Source organism: Streptosporangium sp. CA-115845, assembly GCF_050943795.1.
In the GTDB taxonomy this organism is placed as follows: Bacteria; Actinomycetota; Actinomycetes; order Streptosporangiales; family Streptosporangiaceae; genus Streptosporangium.
Genome location: NZ_CP191988.1, coordinates 5483934 through 5506587, shown reverse-complemented (window position 1 = coordinate 5506587; position 22654 = coordinate 5483934). Strand labels below are relative to the sequence as shown.

The following is a 22654-nucleotide window of genomic DNA, read 5'->3' as shown; positions in this document are numbered from 1 at the left end:
GTGAAGAGCGCCGCAGTGGCGGTGACCTTCGCGACCCAGGTAATCCACCGAGACATTTTCAACCTCATTCATCCGTGGTGTTTTCTTTCCTTCTTTCGTTCTGCGACAAACGTAGAATGGGGCGCGATCGAGTCGATATCACATCGGCTACCGCTTGATATCCGGGGTCGCGTCGCGCATCAGCACCGCCGTGAGCAGCACGTCCGCTCCCCACGCCAGGTGCTCGGGGGCGGTGTACTCCCCGGGGGCGTGGCTCACCCCGTCTCTGCTCGGCACGAATATCATCCCGACGGGCGCGATCCGCGCCACGATCTGGGCGTCGTGGCCGGCGCCGCTGGGCAGGCGATGGTAGGGCAGGCCCTGCTCGGCCGAGGCGCGGGCGATGAGCTCCCGCAGGCCCGCGTCGCAGTCGACCGGAGAGGTGCGCGCACCGGGGACGACCGTGACGCGGGTGCCGGTCGCGCCGGCCACCTCGGCGGCGACCTCGGCCAGCCGCGCCAGTGCCGTGTCCAGCGCCCCGGCCGAGGTGTCGCGGAACTCCACCCCCAGCCGGACCCTGCCGGGGACGACGTTCCACATGCCGGGCTCGACGGCGCATGTCCCGGTGGTGGCGCGCAGCACCAGCCGCTCGTCGGCGGCGATGGCCCGCACGGCCAGTACCAGCCGGGCGGCGCCGTCCAGCGCGTCCGCCCGGTGCTCCATGGGCGTGGTGCCCGCGTGCCCGGCCACGCCGTCGACCGTGACCGAGACGTTCACCCGCCCGATGATCGTCTCCACCACCCCGATCGGTACGTCCAGGCGTTCCAGCACCGCTCCCTGCTCGATGTGCAGCTCCAGGTAGGCGGCGATGTCGCGGGGTGACCAGGCCGCCTCGGCCAGCCGCTCGGCGTCGCCCCCGACCGCGGCCAGCAGGTCGGCGACCGGGATGCCGCGATCGTCCAGGGCACCTGCCGCGCCGGGCGGCAGCACCCCGGCGAAACCGTGCGAGCCCAGCATGCCCATCGTCCCGTGGGCGCCCTCCTCGTCGCAGAAGGCCACCACCGCGAGCGGGTGGTTCAGCCGCACGCCCTCCTCGTGCAGGGTCCTGGCCACCTCGATGCCGGCCAGCACCCCGTAGGCCCCGTCGTAGGCGCCGCCGTCCGGCACCGTGTCGATGTGCGAGCCCAGGACCAGCGCGGGCGCCCCCGGCACGGCGCCGGGGCGGCGGCCGATCAGGTTTCCGGCCGCGTCGATCCGGACGGCCAGGGCGGCCTCCTCCATGAGCCGCGCGACGTAGGCGCGGCCCTCCACATCCGCGGGGGTGAACGCCGGCCGGGTCACCCCGCCGCCGGGCACCGCGCCGATGGCGCCGAGCCGGGCCACCTGCTCCACCAGACGCCCGGCGTTGACACGGGGCCGGGTCCCCTGCAGGACGGTCATGGCGTACGCAGGGATTTGGGGCGCATGTCTGTCCAGACCCGCTCGATGTGCGCCAGGCAGTCGTCCCGGCCGCCGAGGGTTCCGGTGGCGGTCCACCCGGCGGGCAGGGCCCGGTCGTGCGGCCAGATGGAGTACTGCTCCTCGTGGTTGACCACCACTACGTAGGTGCTCACGTCAGACCTCCAGGTCACCGATCGTGGTCGAGTCGTCCCGCACGGCGCTCGTCCGGGAGGAGCGCGCCGCCCGCGCGGTACGCGGTGTCATCTCGCAAGGGGAAGGCCGGGGCCGGACACCAGGGCGGTGATCGACCGCTCCAGCTCGCCGGCCATCGCGGCGACCGTCTCCGGAAGGAACAGTGCCGTGTCGTACTCCAGGACCGCTCGCGCGTGGCCGCCCAGGTCGGTGACCTCCAGGGCCAGGTCGAACTGCGAGGTGCCCAGCGGCATGACCAGCCGGTCGGCCGTCACCCCGGGCAGCCGGTCGTCGGCCGACTCCAGCAGGCGCCGGTCGTGCAGGGTGAACAGCACGTCGAACGGGGTCCTGCGGTCCCTGCCCAGCTCCGCGGTCAGCTTCGACAGCGGCAGTTCCTGGTGCTCGTAGGCGCCCAGCAGGCTCTGCCGGACCCGGCCGACGACCTCGGTGAAGGTGTGCGCCCCGGCCAGCGGGGTGCGGACCGCCACCGTGTTGACGAAGTGCCCGACCAGGTCGGCGACCTCGCTCCTGGAGCGGCCGGACACCACCGAGCCGACCGTCACGTCCTCCACGCCGGTGCGGCGGGCCAGCCAGACCTTGAAGGCGGCCAGGTAGACCATGTGCGGTGTGGTGTCGGTGGCGCGGCACAGCCCGCGTACGTCGACGGGCAGTTCGAAGGCGTGCTGGGCGCCCTGGAACAGCGGCCGTCTGGGGCGGGGCAGGTCGGTGCGGAGCGCGGTGCGCGGTGCGCCCGCCAGTTGCCGTCGCCAGTAGTCCACCAGGCCGGACAGCCGCTCACCGGTCAGCGACTCGCGTTCCCAGACGGCGAAGTCGACGTAATGGGTGCCGGGCGGCGCCGGTTCGGCCGAGCCCTCGACCCGGTTGCGGTAGAGGGCGCACAGCTCCCGCCAGAAGATCGCGGTCGACCAGCCGTCGAAGACGATGTGGTGCGCCAGGACGAGCAGCACGTGCTCGGTGGGGGAGACCCGGTACAGCACGGGCCGCAGCAGCGGGCCGGTGGCGAGGTCGAACGGTCTGCGGTACTCCTGGCGGATGAGCCCGGCGGCGTCGGCCGTCTCCACCACCGGCAGCGGCACCGGCGCCGGGTCCGCCACCCGCTGCACCGGCCCCTGCCTGGTCATCGTGAACGTGGTGCGCAGCGACTCGTGCCGGGCGACCACCCGCCCGATCGCCCACTCCAGCGCCTCGACATCCAGGGGGCCACGGAGCCGGAACGCGTGCGGCGCGTTGTAGGCGAGGCTCGCCGGGGCCAGCTGGTTCAGCACCCACAGGCTCTCCTGGGCGTAGGAGAGCGGGTATCCGGCGCCGGGCGTCCTGGGAAGCGGGCGGGGTCCGGTCCCGGCGGGGCCGGCCAGCCAGGCGGCCAGCTGGGCGGCGGTCAGGTGGTGGAAGACGTCGGAGATCGACACCTGCACGCCCAGCCGGTCCTGGATCCGCATCGCCACCTGGACCGCGGCCAGCGAGTGGCCGCCCAGGCCGAAGAAGTCGTCGTCCGGGCCGATCTCGCCGGGTTCCAGATCGAGCACCTCACTCCAGACGGCGGTGACGACATCCAGCAACTCGGCCGGGGCGCCCGCGCGCGGGGCCGGGCCGTGCGGGATCGCCGGGGGACTCACCGCCGCGGCGGCCGGGCCCCCGCTCCCTGCCCCGGCACCGGGACGGGGCTCCCAGGCGAAGGCCGCCACCGGACGACCGGGATCGCCGGCCGCGAAGTCCAGTACCCGCAGATAGCCCCCGGCGAGCCAGGCGATCGTGTCCGCGTCGAACAGATCGGTGTTGTAGCGCAGCAGGCCGGAGATCTCGCCGTCCGCGGCGACCAGCTCCAGCTCCACGTCGAAGCGGACGGTCCGCTGGTCGAGGGGGTACGTCGACAGGGCCAGCTCGCCCAGCCGCAGCAGCATGCCCCGCTCGCCCGCCGAGGAGGCGCCCAGCGGCGACGCCGCCTCACCGGACTCGGTCCGGACGATCTCCCCCCGGTGCGAGGCGCGCAGCGTGAACGCCACGTCGAACAGCGGGGAGCGGCTGGGGTCGCGGTGCGCGCCCAGCCGCTCCACCAGCAGCGGGAACGGGTAGTCCTGGTTGTCCAGGGCGCCGAGCACCGCCTGCCGGGTGCGGTCGAGCACCTGCGAGAACCCGGGGTCTCCCGACAGGTCGGCGCGGAGTACGACCGGGTTGACGAAGTAGCCGGCGACGTCGGAGAACTCCGGGCGGCTGCGCCCGGAGGTCCAGGTGCCGAGCAGGAAGTCCCGCTGGCCGGAGGCCCGGCCCAGCAGCACCTGGAAGGCGGCCAGCAGCGTCGTGTACAGGGTGGCCCCGCCGCCCGCGGCCAGCTCCCCGACCGCCGCCGACCGCTCGGCGCCCAGCCGGAAGGCGTGCGAGGCGCCCCGGAAGGTCTGGTCGGCAGGGCGCGGCCGGTCGGCGGGCAGTGCGAGCACCGGCGGCGGGTCGGCCAGCAGACGCGTCCAGTAGGCCGCCATCCTGGCCCCCTCCGGCCGGGCCAGCATCGCCGCCTGCCAGGCCACGAAGTCGGCGTAGGTCGCGGCGGGTGGCGCGCAGGCGGGCTCGGAGCCGCCGCGCAGCGCCGTGTACGCCTGCCCCAGCTCCTCCAGCAGCGCGAACAGCGACCAGCCGTCGATCGCGATGTGATGGGTGACCCAGAGCAGCACGGGCGCCGCCGCCGGGCGCCGTACCAGCACGACCCGCAACACCGGGCCGCGCTCCAGGTCGAACGGCCGGGCCGCCTCGGCGCCGAGCAGGGCCGCGAGGTCCTCCTCCGGCGCGAGGGCGACGACGCGGAAGTCCAGTTCCCCCTGCGGGGCGACCCGCTGCACCGGCGTGCCCTTGACATGCCCGTAGGTGGTGCGGAAGATCGGGTGCCGCGCCACCAGCCAGGCGAACGCGCCGCGCAGCGCCTCCGGATCGGCCTCGCCGTGCACCGTCCAGGCGAACGGCATGTTGTAGGCGACGCCGGCCTCCCCGCGCATCCGGTCCATGAACCACAGGGACTGCTGGCCGTAGGAGAGCGGAAAGGGTGCGGCGCCCGATTTCATCAGCTTGGCGAGCAGGGCGCGCTTGTCCGCCTGGGACAGCGGCGCTCGGGTCTCCATCGAAGTCCTCCAGTGGGGGTCAGGTCGCCGGGACGGTCAGCCGCTCGACGAGGGAGACGGCCTCCTCGGGGGAGGCGACGGAGTGGAACATCGACTGCCCGGCCAGGGAGATCAGCTCGAACCGCCGCAGGGTCTCGACCAGGCTGATGAAGCCGTCCCAGACACCCTCGGCGTTCACGATGACCAGCGGTTTCTCGGACATGCCCAGGTAGGTGGCGGAGATCACCTCAAGGATCTCGTCCAGCGTCCCGTAGCCTCCGGGCAGCGCGATGAAGGCGTCCGCGCCGCGCAGCATGTGCTCCTTGCGCCGGTGCAGGCTGTCGGTCAGGTGCGTCTCCTGCGCCGGCGCGGCGATCGCCCGCTCCCGCTCGTACAGGAACCGGGGGATGATCCCCCGGATGGTCGCGCCGGTCTCCGAGGCGGCCCACGCCACCTCGCCCATCAGGCCGGAGCCGCCACCGCCGTAGATCAGGCGGTGGCCCCGCTGCCCGATGAGCCTGCCGGTCGCCCTGGCCATGTCGACGATGACCTGCGAGTTGCTCCGTCCCGCGCCGCAGAAGACGCAGATCTCCAGTGGTTTGCCGCCCCCGCGCACACCCGCGCCGGGTTGGAGGATCGTCGAGGTCATCGCTGTCTCCCTAGGAGGACCGGTAGCGCGTGATCGCCGGCAGGTGCCGTTCGCGGAGTTCGTGGTCGCGCACGCCGAGACCCTCGGCGGGGGCGAGGCAGAGCACGCCGATCTTGCCCTGGTGGGTGTTGCGGCGGACGTCGTGCACGGCCTCGGCGCTCTGCTCCAGGGCGTAGGTGCGCGACAGGGTCGGATGGACGCGTCCCCGGGCGACGAGCCGGTTGGCCTGCCAGGCCTCGTGGTAGTTGGCGAAGTGCGTGCCGATGACGCGCTTGAGGCTCATCCACAGGTACCGGTTGTCGAAGGAGTGCATGAACCCGGTGGTGGAGGCGCAGGTCACGACCGTTCCGCCGCGCCGGCAGACGTAGACGCTCGCGCCGAAGGTCTCCCTGCCGGGGTGCTCGAACACGATGTCGGGGTCGTCGCCGCCGGTCAGCTCGCGGATACGGCTGCCGAAGCGCCGCCATTCGGCGACGTCGGGGGTGTGCTCGTCGAGCCAGAAGGAGAAACCCTCCGCGGACCGGTCGATGATCAGGGAGGCGCCCGCCTTCCTGGCCAGCTCCGCCTTCTCGGGGGAGGAGACGACGCAGATCGGGGTGGCGCCGCCGTTCAGCGCGTACTGGGTGGCGTAGGAGCCGAGCCCGCCGGAGGCGCCCCAGATCAGCACGGTGTCGCCCTGCTTCATGGCCGCACCGTTGCGCGAGACCAGCTGCCGGTAGGCGGTGGAGTTGACCAGGCCGGAGCAGGCGGCCTCCTCCCAGGTCAGGTGGGCGGGCATCGGCATCAGCTGGTTGGCCTTGACCAGCGCCAGCTCCGCCAGGCCACCGAAGTTGGTCTCGAATCCCCAGATCCGCTGCTGCGGGTCGAGCATGGTGTCGTCGTGCCCCTCGGGGTCCTCCAGCTCCACCGACAGGCAGTGCGCGACGACGCGGTCACCGGGCTTCCACCTGGTGACGCCGGGGCCCACCCGCAGTACGACGCCGCTGACGTCCGAGCCGAGCACGTGGTAGGGGAGGTCGTGGCGGCGGGCCAGCTCGCTGCGGCGGCCGTAGCGGCGCAGGAACCCGAAGGTGGGCACCGGTTCGAAGATCGCTGACCAGACGGTGTTGTAGTTGACCGAGCTGGCCATCACCGCCAGCAGTGCCTCGCCGGGACCGACCTCGGGGGTGGCGACCTCCTCGACGTGCAGCGACTTGCGCGGGTCCTTGTCCTCGCTGCGCATCCCGGCGAACATGTCGACCTCGTCGGCGTGCACGGTGACGCCCCAGTAGGACTCCGGTACGGCCAGCGCCTCGAAGTGGCCGGGGTCGCGCTCGCCGGACAGGATCGCGTCTCGGATCGCGGTGGTCATCGCGCTGCCTCCAGGGCGAGTCGGTCGAGCTTGCCGTTGGGGTTCAGGGGGAGGACGGGAACGGTGCGGAACCGGGCGGGGACCATGTGCGCGGGCAGCCGTTCGCCGCACAGGGAGCGCAGCTCGCGGGGGGAGAGCGGGGTGCCGACCAGGTAGGCGACGATCAGCGGCTCGCCGCCGGGCGGGGTCCGCACGATCACGGCCGCGTCGCTCACGCCGGGCGTGCGCCGCAGCACGGCCTCGATCTCGCCCAGCTCGACGCGGAAGCCGCGGATCTTGACCTGGGAGTCGATGCGGCCCAGATACTCGAAGGACCCCGACTCCAGCTGCCGTACCAGGTCGCCGGTGCGGTACCAGCGCCGCCGGCCGTCGCCCAGGTCGGCCACCGGGAACTTCTCGGCGTTGAGCGCCGGGCGGCCGACGTAGCCGGTGGCCAGGGCGGTGCCGCCCACCCACAGCTCGCCCTCGGCACCGGTGGGTACCGGGTGGCCGTCCGGGCCGACGACGGCGGTACGGACGTGGCGCAGCGCCCGGCCGATGTTCGTGGGCCCCGAGGTGTCCTCCACCATCGCGCGGTCCACGACCGTGCAGGTGGAGAAGACCGTCGTCTCGGTGGGACCGTAGATGTTGACGATCTGTTCACGCCCGCCGGTCAGGTCCATCCAGGCGCGGATGGTGTCGCGGTCGATGGCCTCGCCGCCGAAGATCAGGTAGCGCAGCGCGAGCGGCCGGGGGCTCTGCTCCATGGCCCAGGCCAGATACCTGAACATGCTGGGCACCTGGCAGAGCACGGTCACCCGCTCGGCGTCCAGTGTCGTCAGCAGCAGCCGTGGGTCGCGCCCGGCGGCGACCGGGACGGCGACCACGCGCCCGCCGTGCAGCAGCGCCCCCCACATCTCCCAGACCGAGAAGTCGAAGCAGTGGCTGTGAAACCAGCTCCACACGTCGCCGGATCCGAAGGAGAACCGCTCGCGGGCGGAGCGGAACAGCTCCAGCACCGCGCCCTCGGGAGTGGCGACGCCCTTGGGGGTCCCGGTCGAGCCGGAGGTGTAGATGATGTGGGTGGGGATCTCACCGGAGCGCTCGACGGGCGGCAGCACGTCTCCGGTCGCCCCGGTGACCTCGACTCTCGGCACCCCGGCGAACGGCCATGGCCCGTCCGGGTCGGCGCAGATCGCGCGCAGCTCGCTGTCGCCGGCCATGAACCGCACCCGCTCGGCGGGGTAGTCGGGGTCGAGGGGGACGTAGGTGCAGCCGTGGCCGATCACCGCCACGATGGCGGCGACGACCCGCCAGGAGCGCCGCATGAAGATGCCGACCCGGTCGCCGGGGACCAGCCCCAGCTCGTCGAGCGAGCGGCGGATCTCGGAGGCGGCGCCCGCCAGTTCCGCGTAGCTCACGGATCGGTGTTCGTCGGTGACGGCGAGCGCGTCGGGCCGCCGCCGCACGTGCTCGTAGAAGGCCGAGGCCAGGGAGCCGAATTCTTCGTCCACAGATCAGGACGATCTCCAATAGCACGACATATGGGTATTCGTCGGCGGGCTAGGCTTCCCCCGGCGACCCGGCCGGGAGGCTAGGTGCCGTCCGCGTCCCGCGACGGAAGACGCCGGAGCCGCGCCTGGCGATGCTTCTCGGCATGAACGGTGTCGTTTTCGTCTTTCCCGGCCAGGGTGCCCAGTGGCGTGGCATGGGAAGTGCCCTGCTGGAGCAGGAACCGGTCTTCGCCGCGGCGATCCGGGAGTGCGAGCTCGCGCTCGAACCGTACACGGACCGATCCGTCACCGACGTGCTGGCGGGCAGGGCCGACGCCGACCGGATCGACGTGGTCCAGCCCGCCCTCTTCGCCCTCCAGATCGGGCTGGCCAGGCTCTGGGCGGCCAACGGCATGGTACCCGCCGCGGTGGTCGGGCACAGCCTGGGCGAGATCGCCGCCGCCCACGTGGCGGGCGCCCTGACCCTGGCGGAGGCGGCCAGGGTCGTCGGCGTCCGCAGCCGGCTCTACCGCAGGCTCAGCGGGGCGGGCGCCATGGCGCTGGTCGGCCTCGGCTGGGAGGAGACCACCGCCCTGGTCGCCGAGCAGAACGGCCACCGTAGGGCCGCACCCGAGATCCCCGGCGTTCCCGGTGACGGTGGAACCGGCGCCGGCCGGATCTGCCTGGCCGCCGCCAACGCGCCCGGCTCGACGGTGGTGGCGGGCGACCACGACGCGGTCCACGCGCTCGTCGAGCAGCTCCGCTGGGAGGACGTCTTCTGCCGCCTGGTCGGCGCCGACGTCGCCGGCCACAGCCACCACGTCGACCCCCTCCTGCCGGAGCTGCGCGAGGAACTGGCAGCTCTGGTGCCGAACCGCGCGGGGATCCCGCTCTGGTCGACTGTCACCGGCCGCCCCGGCGCGGTGCTCGACGCCGGCTACTGGTGCCGCAACCTGCGCGAGCCCGTCCTGTTCTGGCCGGTGATCCGGCAACTCCTGGACGCGGGCTACGACACGTTCGTCGAGCTCAGCCCGCACCCCACCCTGCTGTCCGGGCTACGCGACATCGACGCCCGGCTGCTGGCGTCCGTGCACAAGGAGGACCGCGCCGCCTTCGCGGGCTCGCTCGCCCGCCTGCGCGAGGTGGAGCTCACCGCGGACGGCCCTCTGGGCGACCACCGGGTCGAGGGCCGGCCGGTCTTCCCCGGCGCCGGATACCTGGCGGCCGCCCTGGAACACTCCGACGCGCTGGCCGGGGTGGAGTTCCACGCCCCGCTGCTCCTGGACGCGCCGCGCCGCCTGGCCACCCGGCTCGACGGTGACGCGATCGACCTCACCATCGAGGGGCGGACCCACGCCTCGGCCTCCCGCGCGACCCCGCAGACCGTGGCGCACCTGGAGCTGTCGCCGCTCAGGTCCAGATGCGCCACCCGGATCGGAGCGGAGGAGCTGTATTCGGGCTTCACTGCCAGGGGCATGCGGTACGGTCCGGCCTTCCAGCGGATCGAGGAGGTCTTCACCGCCCCCGGAGAGTCCCTCGCCCGCCTGCGCGCCGCCTCCCCTCCCTCGCGGTCCCACGACGGCGAACCCGCCTCCGGCTCCTGGCCGTACCGCCTCGACGTGGCGCTGCTGGACGCCTGCCTGCAGGCGGCGGCGCCGGTCCTCGCCGAGGGCGACGACCTCTACCTGCCCCGGGCGGTGGCCCGGGTGTCGGTGCTCGGCGAGGTCGGCGCGGCCCGCTGGGCGCACGCCAGGGTCGCGTCCGCGACGGGCACCGACACCGGGGCCGACGACGGCACCGACACCGGGGCCGACGATGGGGCCGGCGCGCACCCGGAGGCGGACGCCGCTCCGTACGAGAACGCCGGAACGGGCGACGGGGCGGAGGTGACGCTCGACATCGACGCCTGCGACGAGGACGGCCGGGTGGTACTGGCACTGCGCGGGGTGCGGCTGCACGGGATCGCGCGCGGCGCCGGAGCCGGCGGCTGGACGTACAGCACGCGCTGGGTGCCGGTGGAGACGGGCGCGGACGAGCCGTTCGACGGCGTGGTCCACCGGGTCGAACCGGGACGGCCCGCCGAGGAGGCACTGCGGTCGCTGCTGGAACTGACCCGGGAGCTGATCGCCCAGCCGGAGCCGGACCGGCTGTGGGTGGTGACCAGGAACGCCCAGCCGGTCGAGCCGGGCGACCCGGTGGACCCCGACGCCGCCGCCGTGTGGGGGATGGCGCGCACGATCAGGCACGAACACCCCGAGCTGCGCTGCACCCTGATCGATCTGGACGGCGGGCACGAGCCGTCCTGCTGGACCCCGGCCGACCTGGGCACGGGAGGCGGATCGTCCTCCCGGGTTCCGGGCGACGCCGGCGCCGAGGACGAGCGGCCCACCTGGAGGCTCGCGGGTGAGAACGAGGTCGCGTTGCGAGGTGGCAGGCCGTTCGCGCCGCGCCTCACCCCGCGACCGGCCGGGCCGCGCGGCCCGCACCGGCTCGTCCAGCGCGACCGGCAGGACCTGGCCACCCTCTGCCTGGCCGAGGACGTTCCCCGGGCGCCGGGGGCGGGAGAGGTACGGATCCGGGTACACGCCGCCGGGCTCAACTTCAACGACGTGCTGCGCGGGATCGGCATGCTGGGCGAGCAGCCGGAGCCACTCGGCTACGGCCTGGAGTGCGCGGGCGAGGTGACCGCCGTCGGCGGCGGCGTCACGGGCCTGGCCGTGGGCAGCCGGGTGGTGGCCCTGGTCGCCGAGATCGGCGCGATGGCCTCGCACGTCACCGTGGACGCCCGGCTGGCCGTGCCCATCCCCGACGATCTGGACTTCACCGCGGCGGCGACGCTCCCCGCGGCGTACGTCACCGTGCTCTACGGCATGGAGCGGCTGGCCCGGCTGGAGGCGGGGGAGCGGGTACTGATCCACGCCGCGGCCGGAGGCGTCGGCCAGGCGGCGGTGCGGCTGGCCCGGCGGGCGGGCGCGGAGGTCCTCGCCACCGCGGGTTCGCCCGGCAAGCGGGCCTGGCTCAGGGAACAGGGCGTCCGGCACGTCTTCGACTCGCGCTCGCTGGACTTCGCCGACCAGGTCCTGGAGGTCACCGGCGGCGCCGGGGTCGACATGGTGGTCAACTGCCTGGCCGGACAGGCCGTCGACGAGGGACTGCGGATCCTGGCGCCCTTCGGCCGGTTCGTCGAACTCGGCAAGCGCGACATCGCGGAGAACCGGCCGTTGCCGCTCGCCCCCTTCGCCAAGAGCCTGTCCTTTCACGCGGTGGAGGCGTTCTCGCTGGCCGGACGGCGCCCGGCACTGGTCGGCGCGATGCTGCGCGAGGTGGTGGACGCGGTCGCGGCGGGCGATCTCGGCCCGCTGCCGGTGACGGCCTTCCCCGCGGTGGAGGCCGAGGCGGCGTTCCGGCACATGGCCTCGGCCAGGCACATCGGCAAGGTGGTGCTCACCTTCGACCGGCCCCGGCTGCGCGCCGACGGCACCTACCTGGTCACCGGCGGTCTGGGCGGTCTCGGCCTGGCCGCGGCCGAGGGGCTGGTACGGCAGGGAGCCAGGCATCTCGCCCTGCTGGGCAGGAGCGAGCCCGGGCAGGCCGCGCGGGAGCGGATCGCCGCGCTCCGTGAGGAGGGCGTGCGGGTCGTGGTGCTGGCCGCCGACGTCGCCGACGCGGGCGCGCTGGAGCGGGCGCTCGACGGGCTCCGCGCCCAGGCGCCGCCCATCCGCGGTGTCCTGCACGCCGCCGGGGTGCTGCGCGACCGTACGATCGCCGCCGCCGACCTCGACGAGGTGGCCGAGGTGCTGCGCCCCAAAGTGGCCGGCACCCGCAATCTGCACCGGCTGACCTGCGGCGACCCGGTGGAGCTGTTCGTGCTGTTCTCCTCGGCGGCCGGGCTGCTCGGCTCCGGCGGCCAGGCCGGCTACGCGGCGGCCAACGCCTTCCTGGACGGTTTCGCGCACTGGAGGAGGAGCCGGGGCCTGCCCGCCACCAGCGTCGACTGGGGCGTCTGGTCCCAGATCGGGCTCGCCGCCCGGCCGGACCGGGCGGGCAGGCTGGCCGACCGGGGCATGGGTTCCATCGACACCGCGTCGGGCCTGCGGATCCTCGCCGAGCTGCTCGCCGAGCTGCCGGCCCAGGTGGCGGTCGTCCCGCTGGACGTGCCCACCTGGTTCGCGAACAACCCCGGACACGAGCACTGGTCGATCTTCGCCGGGCTGGCGGCCGGCCACGCCGGGGCCGGTCGGCTGAGCATCACGACCCCCAGGGAACTGGAGCGGGCGCTCGTCGAGTGGGTGGCGGGGGTGCTGCGCACCTCACCGGCCGCGATCGACCCGAAGGCGTCGCTGACCCGGCTGGGACTGGACTCGCTGATGGCCGTCGAGCTGCGCAACCTCCTGGAGGCCCGGCTCGGGGTGCGCCTGCCGGCCACGGCCTTCCTCGACGGTCCCACCGTCACCGAGCTGGCCGGGCGGGTGAGCGCCCAGCTGGACGACCGGCCGACCGGCGAGACCGATACCCGTGACCCGATGTCGGCGCGGCTGGACGCCCTGTCCGACGCCCAGGTGGACGCCCTGCTGGACGAGCTTCTCAACGACCACATCGGAGGTGTGGCATGACATTTCATGATTCGGTGCTGGCGTCGCTGCTGAGCACCGCCGACGAGCACGGTGAGCGCCCGGCGCTGACCTTTCTGGGCAGGGACGAGCGTACCCGGTGGACCTTCGCCGAACTGGCCCTGCGTGCCCGCCAGGTCGCCACCCGCCTCACCGAGGCCGGCGCGTGCGGCGAGCGCGTGCTCCTGGTCTGCCCCTCCTCCGCCGAGTACGCGCCCCTCTTCTACGGCTGCATGCTGGCCGGGGCCCTGCCCGTGCCCGTCTACCTGCCCTCCCTCGCGCACTTCAGATCCGCCTGGTCGAAGATCGCCTCCATCGCCCGCGACTCCGGCGCCGCCTACGCGGTCGCCCCCGAGCCGCTCCCCGACGCGGGCGCACTGGCGACCCTGCCCGGCTTCCGCGGCTGGCTGCACTTCACCGACCTGTTCCTCGGCGACGCCGCCGAGCACTGGAGGCTGCCCGCACCCGGCGACCTGGCGTTCCTGCAGTACACCTCGGGATCCACCGGCGACCCCAAGGGCGTCATGGTCACCCACGGCGGCCTGACGCACAACGCCCGCGCGGTGGCCGCCGCCGTCGGGGCCACCCACGAGACGACCACGGTCTCCTGGCTGCCGCTCTACCACGACATGGGGATCATCGGATCGCTGCTGTCGCCGCTGCTGTGGGGCGCGCACGTGGTGAAGATGTCGCCGCAGACGTTCGCCGCCCGGCCGTTCGCCTGGCTGCGGGCCATCTCCGACCACGGCGGGCAGCTCTGCTACGCGCCCAACTTCGCCTACGAGCTGTGCGCCCGCAAGGTCACCGACGCCGAGATCGCCACCCTGGACCTGAGCGGCTGGCGGGTGGCGATCAACGGTGCCGAGCCGCTCAGGCGGGACACCCTGCGGCGCTTCGCCGAGCGCTTCGCCCCCGCCGGGTTCGACGCCGCGAGCCTGCACGTCGGGTACGGCATGGCCGAGGCCACCCTGGTCGTCTCCACCGGGCCGCTGCCGGTCGCCGACCCCGGCGTACGGGTCGGGGAGCGCCACTACGTGCGCTGCGGCACCCCGCTGGACGACACGGTCGTGGCGATCGCCGACCCCGACACCGGGCTGGCGCGGGAGCCCGGCGAGGTGGGCGAGGTATGGGTGTCGGGGCCCTCGGTGGCGGCCGGTTACTGGCAGCGCCCCGACGCCACCGCCGAGACCTTCCACGCCCGGCTGCCGGGACGCGAGGAGAGCTTCCTGCGTACCGGAGACCTCGGCGTGCTGGACGGCGACGACGTGGTGATCGTCGGCCGGCACAAGGACCTGATCGTGCTCAACGGGGTCAACCACTATCCCCAGGACGTCGAGTACACCGTCGAGCGGGTCAGCCCCGCCGTGCGGGGCGGCTGCGGTGCCGCCTTCGCCATCGAGCCCACCGGCGACGTGCCGCAGGCCGAGGCCGCGGTGGTGGTCGCCGAGGTCACGGCCGCGACCGCGGGGGATCTCGGCGAGCTGATCACCGAGATCCGGCTCGCGGTGGCCAGAGAGCACGACGTGCTGCTCGACGGGGTGTTCCTGGTCGAGCCGCGCAGCGTTCCCAAGACCACCAGCGGGAAGATCCGGCGCCGCGAGTGCCGCGCCATGCTGGCGGAGGGCCGCTTCACCGTACTGGCCGGATGGACCTCGCCCGCCCTCGCGGACGCCGACCCGGTGGTGGCCGGGCGATGAACGTCCTGGACCTGCTGACCTCCCTGGTCGCCGAACGCACCGGCCTGGCCGATGTCGACGCCGACCGGCTGTTCATCGACTACGGCATCGGCTCGGCCGACGCGGTCGCCCTCGCCGCCGAACTGGAGGCCCGGCTGGGCACCCCGTTGCCGAACACGGTCTTCTACGACCACCCCACCCCGCGCGCCCTGGCCGAACACCTGGCGGGAGCCGTGGCACAACCGGATCGCAGGATCCCAGGCCACGACACCTCCCGCGCCCCGGGCGGGCATGAGGCCCCCGCCTGGTCCGCCGCACCGGTGGCGATCGTCGGCATCGGCTGCCGCCTGCCGGGGGCCGACGGCCCCGGGCGGCTCTGGCGGCTGCTGGCGGACGGCGTCGACGCGGTCGGCACGGTGCCGGGCGAGCGGGCCGCGCGCCACCCGGGCTGGCGCGAGCCAGGGGTGGGCGAGGGCGGGTTCCTGCCGGACGTGGAGGGCTTCGACCCGGCGTTCTTCACGGTCAACGCCCGCGAGGCGGAGGCGATGGACCCGCAGCAGCGGCTGCTGCTGGAGGTCGCGCACGAGTCCCTGCAGGACGCCGGGCTCCGCCTCGCCGACCTGGCCGGGAGCCAGACGGGCGTGTTCGCGGGCATCAGCAGCGGGGACTTCCTGGTCCACAGCTTCAGCCAGGGGCTCGCCGCGGCCGAGCCCGGCCTCTACACCCCGACCGGTGTGGCGCACAGCGTGGCCGCCAACCGCATCTCCTACGTCTTCGACCTGCACGGCCCCTCGATGTCCGTCGACACCGCCTGCTCGTCGTCACTGGTCGCCGTCCACCAGGCGGTGACCGCACTGCGGACGGGTCAGTGCGACATCGCCCTCGCCGGCGGGGTCAACGCCATCCTCTCGCCGGACATCGGCCTGTGCTTCCGTACGGCGGGCGTGCTGGCCCCCGACGGCCGGTGCAAGTCCTTCGGCGCGGGGGCCGACGGGATGGGCCGCTCCGAGGGCGCCGTCATGGTGACGCTCCGGCGCCTGGGCGACGCGCTCGCCGCCGGGGACCGGATCTACGCCCTCATCCTCGGTGGCGCGGTCAACAGCGACGGGCGTACCAACGGCCTGATGTCGCCGAGCGCCCCCGCGCAGGTACGGCTGCTGCGCGCGGCATGCCGCGCCGCGGGAGTCGACCCCGGTGACGTCGGCTACGTCGAGGCGCACGGCTCGGGCACCCGGCTGGGCGACCTGATGGAGTTGCGTGCCCTGTCGGAGGTGCTGGGCACGGCGCCGCGCCGCGCCGCGCTGCGGATCGGCTCGGTCAAGAGCAACCTGGGGCACCTGGAGGCGGCGGCCGGTGCGGCCGGCCTGGCCAAGCTGGCCCTCGCGCTCTTCCACGGCAGGCTGCCGGCCAGCCTGCACGCCACCGAGCTCGCCGAGGACTTCGACTGGTCCGGCGGCGGCCTGCGCGTGCAGCGGAGCCTGGAACCCTGGACCGGACGCCTGGCCGGCGTCAGCTCCTTCGGTTTCGGCGGCACCAACGCCCATCTGATCCTCCAGGCACCGCCCGAGCGGCGGCGCGCACCCGTCACGCGTGGCGGCGTTCCCGCCCGGCGGCAGACCTGGGAGGACTGCGAGGGGGGACCGCCCGCCGAGACGTGGTCGTATCCACCGGCAGCGGTTTCGCGCACCCGCCACTACCTGCCGCTCTCGGCGCACACGCACGCCGGGCTGCGGGAGCTGGTCGTGCGCTGGCGGACCGCGCTGGACGATCCGGAACTGGACCTGGCGGCGGCCTGCCACACGGCCGGGGAACGGCGCGACCACCACGCCTACCGGGTCGGGGTGACCGGCGCCGACGCCGCCGAGCTGAGCCGGGAGCTCGACAGGGCACTGACCGATCTGGCCGCCGCGACACCCGGCGGCGCGGTACCCGGCGGCCTGGCCCTGGTCTTCGCCGACGAGCCGGGCGCCGGGACGGCCGCCGCGCACGCCGGCCTCGCCGCCGAACTACGCCGGGCGGGCGTCCGCCCCGACCTGGTGATCGGCCACGGCGCGGGGGAGGTCTCCGCCGCCCGCCACCGCGGCGTGCTGTCGCCCACCGCCGCGGACGCCGTCGCCGGTCACCGCGCCAGGCTGCTGGCCAGGTCGGCGCCGGTGCACGCGCTGCGGGTGCGGCTGGCGCGCAGGCTGGCGGAGGCGCTGTGCGCGCGGATCGGTCCCGCACTCGCGGTGGCCACCGTGGAGGACGCGCAGACCTGTGTCATCGTCGGTCCCCGGGCCGCGCTGGCCACCCTGGCCGCCACCCTCGGCGCGGGGGACGTGCTCTGCGGCGATCTGGGACCCGCCACCGCCGACCACAGCGGGCTGGCCGCGCCACTGGCCGCCGAGCTGGAACTCGCCCTGCGGGGGCTGCCCGTCAACACCGGTGAGACGGTGGCGCTGTCGACGCTCACCGGCGGGCCGGTCGACGGCCGCGCGCAGGGTGCCCGGCACTGGGCGCGCCACCTGGCCACCCCGAGCCTGCTCGGCGACGCGCTCGCCGTCGCACTGGACCGGGGAGTACGCACCTTCGTGGAGATCGGTGCCGCCGAACTCGGCCCCCGGCTGCGCGGCGCCCCGGGGGGCAGGCAGGCTCGCGTGGTGCGCCACGCCACCGCGAGCGACCTGCCCGGCGTGCTGATCCGCCTCTACGAGCTCGGCCACGACCTCGACTGGGCCGCGCTCAACCCGCCGGGGGCCGTGGCGTCCATCCCGCTGCTTCCCTGGTCCCGCGAACGGCCCGCGCACCTGCCCGAGCGCCTGCCCGCGTCCGGCCACGCCGGCACGGTCCCGCAGGAGGTGGTCGCGTGAACACCGTCCTGCACGAGGTGGCCCGGCAGGTGAGACGCGCGCCCGGCGCGGTCGCCGCCCTCGACCCGGCCTCCGAGCTCAGCTACGGGCGACTGGCCGCCCGTGCCAACGCGGTGGCCGACGTCCTGCGGAGGAGAGGGGCACGCCCCGGTGACGTGGTCGGTGTCGCGCTGCCCCGTTCGGCCGACTACGTGGCGGTGATCCTGGGCATCTGGCAGGCCGGCGCGGTCTTCCTGCCCCTCGATCCGGCCCTGCCGCCCGAGCGGCTGCGCTTCCAGCAGCGCCAGGCGGGCATGAGCCTGCTCCTCGACTCCGTACCGCAAGCCGAGGGCGCCGAGGGCGCCGAGGACACGGCCGAGTTGCGGACCGGTGACGCCGAGCCGGAGCGGTGCGCGTACGTGATGTTCACCTCCGGTTCCACCGGGCGGCCCAAGGCGGTGCGGGTCTCGCACGCCTCGCTGCACAACTGCGTGCGCGCCGTCGCCGAACTGCTCGGCCCCGGCCCCGCCGACCGGTACGCCGCCAACCAGACCTTCTCCTTCGACATCGCGCTGCTGGAGATGTTCGTCCCGCTCAGTCACGGCGGGGCGACCCTGGTGACCTCAGAGGCGCTCCAGGCCGCCCCGGAACGGCTGGTGGGCTGGCTGGAGAGGCACCGTGTCACCGTCGTGCACGCCACCCCCACCGCCTGGCACTTCCTGCTGCCGTACCTGACGCCGGGGCGCGAGGAACTGCAGGCCGTCTGCGGCGGCGAGGTGCTGACCGCCCGGCTGGCCGCCGAGCTGGCCGGGTGCGCCGGGCGCGTCTGGAACTTCTACGGCCCCACCGAGGTCACCGTGTGGTGCACCGCCGGGCTCGTCACCGCCCAAGAGCCGGACCCGCTGCCGGTGGGCAGGCCGCTGGCCGGTTACCGCGTCGTCCTGCTCGACGACGCAGGTGAACGGGTACCGGACGGCGAGCAGGGCGAGATCCACGTCGGCGGGCTCGGCGTGGCCCTCGGTTACGGCGGCGCCCCCGAGCTGACCGCCGAACGGTTCGTCGACCATCCCGAGCACGGCAGGCTCTACCGGACCGGCGACCTGGGCCGGCTGCGCCCCGACGGCCGGCTCTGGTTCACCGGACGCCGTGACCGGCAGGTCCAGCTGCGCGGCTACCGGATCGAGCTGGGCGAGATCGAGTGCGTGGCCCAGGAGCACCCGCTGGTCGAGCTGGCCGCCGCGCACGTCGTGGACGAGGGCCTGCTGCTGTTCGCCCAGGGAGACGTCACCCCCCGGGCGCTGCGCAAGCACCTGGCCGCCCACCTGCCCGCCTACATGATCCCGTCCAGGATCGAGGTGCGCGGCGCCTTCCCGCTGACCCCCACCAAGAAGATCGACCGCGTCGCCCTGCTGGCGTCGGCGAACCGTTAGGAGAAGTCGTGGCCGGATTGCACGGGCTGGTCGAAGCCCAGGTGGAGCGGACCCCCCGCGCCGTGGCCGTCATCGATGCCGACGGCCACACCCTGACCTACCGCGAGCTGGACCGGCGCGCCAACCAGCTCGCCCATCACCTGCGCGAGCTGGGAGTGGTCGCCGACACCCCCGTGGCGGTGTGCGTGCACCGGGGACTGGACCTGGTCATCGCGCTGTGCGGCATCCTCAAGGCGGGCGGAGCCTACCTGCCGATCGACCCCGACGCGCCGCCCGCCCGGGCGCGGCTCATGGTCACCGAGGGCGCGGCGCCGGTGTCGGTGGGCGAGCAGGCACTCGCCCACCTGCTGCCCGGCGACCTCACCCGCGTCGTGCTGCTCGACCGCGACAGCACACTGATCGACCGTCACCCGACGACCCCCGCCGGCTCCGGGGTGCACCCGGGCAACCTGGTCTCCCTCTACTACACCTCCGGCTCGACGGGCACCCCCAAGGGGGTCGCCAGCACGCACGGGGGCTGGGTCAACCGGATGCGGTGGATGCAGGCCAAGCACCGCCTCGAACCGGGCGAGGCCGTGCTGCACAAGACCACGCTCAGCTTCGACGACTCGGCGGTGGAGGTGTTCTGGCCGCTGTCGACCGGCGGGGTGGTGGCGATCCTGCCGCCGGGCGAGCACCGGGACCCGGTGGCGCTGCTGGAGGCCACCTCGCGCTTCGGCGCCGCCGTCGTGCAGTTCGTGCCCAGCATGCTCGCGCTGTTCCTGGCGGCGCACCGCCGCGCCGGGCTGCCGCCGCTGCCGCACCTGCGCCACGTGATCTCCAGCGGGGAGGCGCTGACCGCACCCCTGGCGCTCGCCTTCCACGAGCAGATCGGCGTGTACGGCTGCGGGCTGCACAACCAGTGGGGCGCCACCGAGGTGTCGATCGACTCCACCCTGTACACCTACGACCCGCACGACCCGCACGCGGGCCCGGTCGTCTCCATCGGAACGCCCTTCACCGGCAACACCGTGCACGTGCTGGACGAGGCGGGAGAGCTCGTACCCGACGGTGCGGCGGGCGAGCTGTTCATCGGCGGGATCGGCCTGGCGCGCGGCTACCACCGCAGGCCCGCGCTGACCGCCGAGCGCTTCGTCCCCGACCCGTACGGGCCGCCGGGCTCGCGGCTGTACCGCACCGGCGACCTGGGGCGGCGCCGCCCCGACGGCGCCCTGGACTTCCTCGGCCGCACCGACCACCAGGTGAAGATCCGTGGGGTACGGGTCGAGCTGGGCGAGATCGAGGCCACCCTGGACGCCCACCCCGGGGTCGAGCGCTCCGCCGTCACGGTCGCCGGGGAGCGCCTGCTCGGCTACGTGGTGGCCTCCGGTGCCGCCCCCGACCCGGCGGAGCTGCGGGCTCACCTGGTCGACCGGCTCCCGCCCTACCTCATCCCCGCGCAGCTCGCGGTGATCGACCGGATGCCGTTGACCAGCAGCGGGAAGGTGGACCGGGCCGCGCTACCGGAGATCGCCCCGCCCGCCGAGCGGGCCGAGGGCAGGCCCCCGGTCACCGCCGTGCAGCAGGCGCTGGCCACCATCTGGGCCGACGTCCTGGACCTGGACACGGTCTGCCTGGACGACAACTTCTTCGAGCTGGGCGGCAACTCCCTGCTCGCCACCCAGGTCATGTTCCGCATCCAGGACGATCTGCGCATCGACTTCCCGCTCTACCTGCTCTTCTCCGCCGAGTCGCTGGAGGAACTCGCCGAGGAGGTGGCCGAGACCCGCGCCGAGCAGCTCCCGCCGCTGCCGAGGGTGTCCCGCGAGGGGACGCTGCCGCTCTCCTACGGCCAGGAACGCCTCTGGTTCCTGCACCGGCTGGCGCCCGGCTCGACCGCGTACAACGTGCCGACCGCCTGCCGCCTGCACGGCCACCTCGATGTGGCGGCGTTCCGCCAGGCGTTCGACGAACTGGTCGCCCGGCACGAGATCCTGCGGACCCGGTACGTGGAGAGCCCCGAAGGCATCCCCGAGGTGCGCGTCGACGCTCACGGACCTCGGCTGAGGTTCGGCGTCGCGCCCGGCGAGACCCGCATCGCCCGCGAGAGCGCCGCCTCCGACGCCCTGCAGGACGACTGGGAAACCCCCTTCGACCTCGCCGCCGCCGCGCCGGTGCGGGCCAGGCTGACCAGGTTGGACGCCTACGAGCACGTGTTCTCCCTGGTCGTCCACCACGTCGGCTACGACGCCGCCTCCGAGCAGGTGCTCTGGCAGGAGCTGGCCACCCTGTACGAGGCCGCGCTGGCCGGGCGGCCCGCCGTGCTCCCCGAACCGGCCGCGCAGTACGTGGACTACGCCGCCTGGCAGCGTGAGCACGCCGCGGGTGGCGAGCAGCTCGACTACTGGCGCGCCCAGCTGGCCGGGATCACCCCGGCCGAGCTGCCCATCGACCGGCCGCGCCCGCCCGTGCAGACCTACGCGGGCGCCAGGGTCTCCTTCATGATCGAAGAACGGGTCACCGAGGAGCTGCGCCGGCTCGGCCGCGAGGCGGGCACGACGCTCTTCGCCGCCCTGCTCGGCGCCTTCCAGGCCACGCTCTTCCAGGCGTGCGGCGGCGCCGACGTCGCGGTGGGCTCCCCGGTACCCGGCCGTACCCGCCCGGAGACCGAGCAGATGATCGGTTTCTTCGTCAACACGCTGGTGCTGCGCACCCCCTGCGGCGGCGACCCGACCTTCGTCGAACTGCTCGGCCGCGTCCGCGAGGTGGTCCACGGCGCCTACGCCCACCAGGACGTCCCGCTGGAGCGGCTGGTCCAGGCGCTGCGCCCGCCGCGCTCGCCCGGCCGCTCGCCCTTCTTCGACGTCATCTTCAACGGCGTCCCGCTCAGCGCGCTCACCGGCGCCGAGGGCGTACGCCTGCCACAGCTGACGGTGACCCCCATCGACCTGGCGACCCGTACCACGGTCGCCGACCTCGTCTGCTCGGTCGCGGAGACCCCGGACTCGATCATCGGCGAGGTCGCCTACAACACCGGCCTGTTCGACGGATCCACCGTCGAGAGTCTGGTGGATGCATGGCTGCATCTGCTGGGAGCGGCGGTGCGTGACCCGCACGCGCCGCTCTCGGCACTGTCACCAGCCTCCCATGTGTGAACGGAAGCCCGAGATGCTGCGCACGATGTTCAAATCCAAGATCCACCGAGCGACGGTCACCCACGCGAACCTGCACTACGTCGGCTCGGTGACGATCGACGAGAACCTGATGGACGCCGCCGACCTGCTGGACGGCGAGCAGGTGGCGATCGTCGACATCACCAACGGCACCCGCCTGGAGACGTACGTCATCGCCGGGGAGCGCGGCAGCGGGGTGATCGGCATCAACGGAGCCGCCGCCCACCTGGTCGCGCCCGGGGACATGGTGATCCTGATCTCCTACGGCCAGTACTCGGGCGACGAGCTGCCGGGCTACCGGCCCCGGGTCGTCCATGTGGACGGGGCCAACCGGATCGTCGACGTCGACCACGACCCCGCCCGCCCGGTGCCGGGGGCAGAAGACCAGCTCGCACCCGCGGGTGCGGCGAGGAGGACACGATGAGCGCGCCCACGCACACCCCCGTCCACCAGGCGCTGGCCGACGACTGGACGCTGCTGCTCGGCCTGGACGGTGTCGGTTTCGACGACGACTTCTTCGAGGCCGGGGGCCACTCACTGGTCGCCATCCAGCTCGTCGCCAGGATCCGGGCACGGCACGGCGTCGAGGTGCCGGTCGCGGACGTGTTCACCCACCCGACGGTGGGCGAGCTGGCGCAGGTCGTCATCGGCCTGCTGGAAGACGGGGCGTCACCCCTCCCACCGCACTCGCCGCTGGAGGTGGAAGGTGCCGGTCGTAGCGCCTGAGACATCCTCGTCCGGGACGTCCCTGTCCGAAGAGCCCCCGGC

The 22654-nt window shown here is 73.9% G+C and carries 13 protein-coding genes; 7 read left to right on the top strand and 6 right to left on the bottom strand.

The annotated features are described in order from the left end of the window. Positions 1-147: 147 nt before the first annotated feature. The 6 genes from ACQP0P_RS27045 to ACQP0P_RS27020 all read right to left on the bottom strand — a co-directional run bounded on the left by ACQP0P_RS27045 (position 148) and on the right by ACQP0P_RS27020 (position 8211). Positions 148-1419, bottom strand: coding sequence for a Zn-dependent hydrolase (locus ACQP0P_RS27045; RefSeq protein WP_433359279.1), 1272 nt, complete (start codon positions 1417-1419; stop codon positions 148-150). Beyond that, on the bottom strand, positions 1416-1592 hold the full coding sequence (locus tag ACQP0P_RS27040; RefSeq protein ID WP_355557032.1) for an MbtH family protein: 177 nt from the start codon (positions 1590-1592) through the stop codon (positions 1416-1418). Before ACQP0P_RS27040 ends, ACQP0P_RS27045 begins: the two co-directional genes overlap by 4 nt. A gap of 87 nt (positions 1593-1679) precedes the next feature. Beyond that, complete coding sequence (locus ACQP0P_RS27035; RefSeq protein ID WP_433359278.1) at positions 1680-4739, bottom strand: condensation domain-containing protein; 3060 nt, start codon at positions 4737-4739, stop codon at positions 1680-1682. Between the two features lie 19 nt (positions 4740-4758). Continuing rightward, positions 4759-5367: a TIGR00730 family Rossman fold protein gene (locus tag ACQP0P_RS27030; RefSeq protein ID WP_433359277.1), complete on the bottom strand. Its 609-nt coding sequence runs from the start codon at positions 5365-5367 to the stop codon at positions 4759-4761. A gap of 10 nt (positions 5368-5377) precedes the next feature. After that, positions 5378-6718: a crotonyl-CoA carboxylase/reductase gene (gene ccrA, locus ACQP0P_RS27025; protein WP_433359276.1), complete on the bottom strand. Its 1341-nt coding sequence runs from the start codon at positions 6716-6718 to the stop codon at positions 5378-5380. Then, the gene (locus tag ACQP0P_RS27020) at positions 6715-8211 is read right to left on the bottom strand and encodes an amino acid adenylation domain-containing protein (RefSeq protein WP_433359275.1); all 1497 of its coding nucleotides are present in this window, start codon (positions 8209-8211) and stop codon (positions 6715-6717) included. The genes ccrA and ACQP0P_RS27020 overlap by 4 nt, the downstream gene beginning before the upstream one ends. Positions 8212-8354: 143 nt before the next feature. Here ACQP0P_RS27020 and ACQP0P_RS27015 point away from each other — a divergent pair, with 143 nt between their 5' ends. From ACQP0P_RS27015 to ACQP0P_RS26985, 7 genes are read left to right on the top strand one after another with little or no spacing between them, the layout of a single operon-like run. Then, positions 8355-12803: an SDR family NAD(P)-dependent oxidoreductase gene (locus tag ACQP0P_RS27015; RefSeq protein ID WP_433359274.1), complete on the top strand. Its 4449-nt coding sequence runs from the start codon at positions 8355-8357 to the stop codon at positions 12801-12803. Next, complete coding sequence (locus ACQP0P_RS27010) at positions 12800-14497, top strand: fatty acyl-AMP ligase (RefSeq protein WP_433359273.1); 1698 nt, start codon at positions 12800-12802, stop codon at positions 14495-14497. Before ACQP0P_RS27015 ends, ACQP0P_RS27010 begins: the two co-directional genes overlap by 4 nt. Beyond that, on the top strand, positions 14494-17325 hold the full coding sequence (locus ACQP0P_RS27005) for a type I polyketide synthase (RefSeq protein ID WP_433359272.1): 2832 nt from the start codon (positions 14494-14496) through the stop codon (positions 17323-17325). The genes ACQP0P_RS27010 and ACQP0P_RS27005 overlap by 4 nt, the downstream gene beginning before the upstream one ends. Next, positions 17322-18734, top strand: coding sequence for an amino acid adenylation domain-containing protein (locus ACQP0P_RS27000; protein ID WP_433359271.1), 1413 nt, complete (start codon positions 17322-17324; stop codon positions 18732-18734). The genes ACQP0P_RS27005 and ACQP0P_RS27000 overlap by 4 nt, the downstream gene beginning before the upstream one ends. Positions 18735-18742: 8 nt before the next feature. Continuing rightward, a complete protein-coding gene (locus ACQP0P_RS26995) occupies positions 18743-21868 on the top strand; it encodes an amino acid adenylation domain-containing protein (RefSeq protein ID WP_433359270.1) in 3126 nt (1041 codons plus the stop codon). Positions 21869-21881: 13 nt separating this feature from the next. Then, positions 21882-22310 carry an aspartate 1-decarboxylase gene (panD, locus tag ACQP0P_RS26990; protein WP_433382126.1) on the top strand — a complete coding sequence of 143 codons (429 nt, stop codon included), beginning with the start codon at positions 21882-21884 and terminating at the stop codon, positions 22308-22310. Continuing rightward, positions 22307-22612, top strand: a complete 306-nt coding sequence (locus ACQP0P_RS26985; RefSeq protein ID WP_350925224.1) for a phosphopantetheine-binding protein — start codon at positions 22307-22309, stop codon at positions 22610-22612. Before panD ends, ACQP0P_RS26985 begins: the two co-directional genes overlap by 4 nt. Positions 22613-22654: the final 42 nt, after the last annotated feature.

Excerpts from the sequence above, each read along its gene's own strand:
- ACQP0P_RS26985 (WP_350925224.1), top strand. The coding sequence starts at position 22,307 with ATGAGCGCGCCCACGCACACCCCCGTCCACCAGGCGCTGGCCGACGAC.
- ACQP0P_RS27015 (WP_433359274.1), top strand. The coding sequence starts at position 8,355 with ATGAACGGTGTCGTTTTCGTCTTTCCCGGCCAGGGTGCCCAGTGGCGT.
- ACQP0P_RS27005 (WP_433359272.1), top strand. The coding sequence starts at position 14,494 with ATGAACGTCCTGGACCTGCTGACCTCCCTGGTCGCCGAACGCACCGGC.
- panD (WP_433382126.1), top strand. The coding sequence starts at position 21,882 with ATGCTGCGCACGATGTTCAAATCCAAGATCCACCGAGCGACGGTCACC.
- ACQP0P_RS27045 (WP_433359279.1), bottom strand. The coding sequence starts at position 1,419 with ATGACCGTCCTGCAGGGGACCCGGCCCCGTGTCAACGCCGGGCGTCTG.
- ccrA (WP_433359276.1), bottom strand. The coding sequence starts at position 6,718 with ATGACCACCGCGATCCGAGACGCGATCCTGTCCGGCGAGCGCGACCCC.
- ACQP0P_RS27035 (WP_433359278.1), bottom strand. The coding sequence starts at position 4,739 with ATGGAGACCCGAGCGCCGCTGTCCCAGGCGGACAAGCGCGCCCTGCTC.
- ACQP0P_RS27030 (WP_433359277.1), bottom strand. The coding sequence starts at position 5,367 with ATGACCTCGACGATCCTCCAACCCGGCGCGGGTGTGCGCGGGGGCGGC.
- ACQP0P_RS27010 (WP_433359273.1), top strand. The coding sequence starts at position 12,800 with ATGACATTTCATGATTCGGTGCTGGCGTCGCTGCTGAGCACCGCCGAC.